This is a genomic window from Asaia prunellae JCM 25354, assembly GCF_000613885.1.
GTDB lineage: Bacteria > Pseudomonadota > Alphaproteobacteria > Acetobacterales > Acetobacteraceae > Asaia > Asaia prunellae.
The window spans coordinates 1-2798 of the sequence record NZ_BAJV01000031.1 but is presented as its reverse complement, the minus strand read 5'-3'; the positions used below and the strand labels follow the sequence as shown (position 1 = coordinate 2798).

At 46.0% G+C, this 2798-nt stretch carries 3 protein-coding genes; 2 read left to right on the top strand and 1 reads right to left on the bottom strand.

Translation table 11 applies throughout. The features are described from left to right. Together JCM25354_RS21830 and JCM25354_RS15340 are read left to right on the top strand one after the other, a co-directional pair. Window positions 1-203: hypothetical protein (locus JCM25354_RS21830; protein WP_206777983.1), on the top strand; the 203-nt coding region annotated here is incomplete at its 5' end. A gap of 14 nt (window positions 204-217) precedes the next feature. Next, window positions 218-1750, top strand: a complete 1533-nt coding sequence (locus JCM25354_RS15340) for a glycosyltransferase (RefSeq protein ID WP_025886727.1) — start codon at window positions 218-220, stop codon at window positions 1748-1750. Between the two features lie 163 nt (window positions 1751-1913). On the opposite strand, the gene JCM25354_RS19530 is transcribed toward JCM25354_RS15340, so the two are convergent. After that, window positions 1914-2543: a glycosyltransferase family 25 protein gene (locus tag JCM25354_RS19530; RefSeq protein ID WP_243444106.1), complete on the bottom strand. Its 630-nt coding sequence runs from the start codon at window positions 2541-2543 to the stop codon at window positions 1914-1916. Window positions 2544-2798 lie beyond the last annotated feature (255 nt).

The window sequence follows — 2798 nt, the reverse complement described above, 5'->3', positions numbered from 1 at the left end:
GATCTATTCGTCTTGCTCCCTCCAAATCTGCACGCATGCAAGAGACCTTCGAAAGCAGTTTTACGACCGTCAGGTACTGCAACGATATCGCAATGAAAAAATGTGTGATATTAGCGGGAAACCGGATATTTTCAGGTTACACTGAAATTGCAGATTTGCATGAAGCCATTGGCATTACCCTGCATGATGCTGCATTCCCATAAAGAGAAACGCGACCGTGGCTGATCCCCTTTTTCCTGAATCCGGCTTCTCTGCCACAGTCACTGGGGACAAGACCGTCAAAATGCGAATAGCCTTGTTCAATTGGGCACCCATCTACGGCGATTTTGCTGAAGGAGGGGGGGTCAGCATCTATCTGAAAAATATTGCGTACGCTCTCATGGAGCAGGGTCATGATGTCACGGTTCTGACAAGCGGGTTTTTCTATGATCTTGCGCGACGCGATGTTTATCTGCGCTGCAGTCCTCAGGAATATACCAATATAAAATTTGTCGACATCATGAACAGTCGCGTTATCGCACCTGCTTTCGTCATGTTCCACAATGTCGAAAGAGTATTGTCAGATGATGAAACAAAAAATGCTCTCAGGATGTTTCTGACGGATTACGGTCCTTTTGACGTTTTCCACATACAGAACATTGAGGGTATTCCGTACAGTTCCCTTGAACTGAAAAACGAATTTCCTGCAACGAAATTCATTCTCTCCAATCACAATTATCATAGTATCTGCCCACAGGTAAACCTGTGGTATAACGAGGAGATACTTTGCGATAATTACTTTTCCGGCATTGCTTGCTATTCATGCGTTAACAGGTACACGCAATTCGCTCATTTCTTTGCGCTTCGTGCCGTTACAACAAAACTGAACCGAAAAGTAAAAACTACCGACAGCCAGCACATGACAGCCGTTATTGCGGGTTTCAATCTCGATGATCTTTCCTGGTTCGAAGATTATGGACTGGACGACAAGAGTTTTGACAGGCGCTCTCTCCTGAGCCATGGCAAGAATAAATTCGAATATCGCCGCGTCAGAGCCGTTGAATATATGAACAAATATCTGGATGCCATTTCGGCCGTTTCCCGTGAGGTCGCCGGCATTCTTATTCAAAACGGTGTAAACCGTCATTTGATAAGCGTCGATTATATAGGAACAAATCAATACAACGGATTACCTAACAACAAAAAAGAAAAAATTAATGATAAAATACATATATGCTTTCTTGGATACACAAGAAAAGATAAAGGTTTTTATTATCTTCTTGAGCAATTATCTGACATACCCGCAGAATTGAACGGGAAGATTTCCTTTACATTCGCCGGAAAGATCGAGAACTCCGCTGCCCTTGTCCAGCTAAGAAAGCTCGAAGAAAAACTCGCTCGCCTGACAGTTATAGACGGTTACAAGCATAGCGATCTACCCGCCATCCTCTCTTCCGTCGATATAGGTATTGTCCCCCCTCTCTGGCAGGACGCCTTACCACAAGTCGCTATTGAATTTCTCTGCAACGGGGTTCCAGTTCTTGTCTCCTGCCATGGTGGCCAGAAAGAGATCATCGGAGACGAGAGCTTTGTTTTTCATCCTGAAAAAGAAGGAGATTTCTGGACAAAACTCACGCGAATTATTCATGATCCGACAGCCATCGACAAATTCTGGCAGCATGGTGTTCGGCTGCTCACAGTCAGGGAGCATATGCACACTCTTGTCACACTCTATAAGAGTGACAAGGTCTCACTCACTGACAACGTCTGAAGAAATCCAATAATCCTGTTGATATCGATGTAATATCCATTCTTGTTGCCAAGGCAGACAGTACATAAACGTTATTTGTTGAGCGACGCCTCACTTATGTTGTCAGTGAGGCAAAGGGGCGGAAAACTGGTATAAGCCAGCATTTCCGGATAGAAAATATTCATCAGATGATCAACAGACGAACAAACAAGCTTCGCCCGCCAAGAGAATCATACTGAACAAGTTCGGCCCGCAACGGTAGACATTTTTCAAGCAGTCTCCGGGCCCCTTTTGGTGAAATGGCATACCCGCATATACCAAAAGTATGATCCAGCCTGAAAGGGAGCGCCTCGACAGTCATAGCAGAAAAAGATTGAATTCCTTTTCTGACAGCAGACTGTGAAAACGTCGCAATGCAAGGCGTGATACCGGGGAGAAGATTGAATTTCAGAGTAGTATCCGAATTATTGCCCCAGAGTATGATATCCCAATCCGCATCAAGTCTGGAAATCAGTTTTTCACTCTCCTCACTGAAATTCCTGCATAAAAACGCGTCATCTTCGAAAATATGGGCACCACGACCATTCTTGGCAGCAGCCCCCCAGAGCGCAACGTGAGTCAACCCCGACCCCATTGCACCACGTGTAAAATGACAATCTGCATGGATCAGCCCCAGATCTTTCATCGCATCGATATCCATAACCGAACCATCAATACCTGGCGCATGGATAAAATCCGGAATATGCGCATTCGCAGCAAGAAAACGCTCGGTACGTTCCGGGGTACGCTCGAGACTTATGAGATATTTATCCACTTGCAGGATCCATAGAACAGAAAGACAGGTCTACCACCTCGCTGCCCGCAAACCCGTTGCACAGCCGCGCGGTTGATTCTCATGCTGCCAGAGAATGTTACGAACATGCACCAGAGCTTCCAGGGAAGCAATCACACCCTGAGATGGAAACGATAATTCTCTGCTGGTCAGTCTTCCCGCCTCAGTTTTGGCTACCTTCGGAAGGGCTCCCCTCAATACGCCGCTCCCGTGCAGATCCCGCTGCAAAAAAGGTGC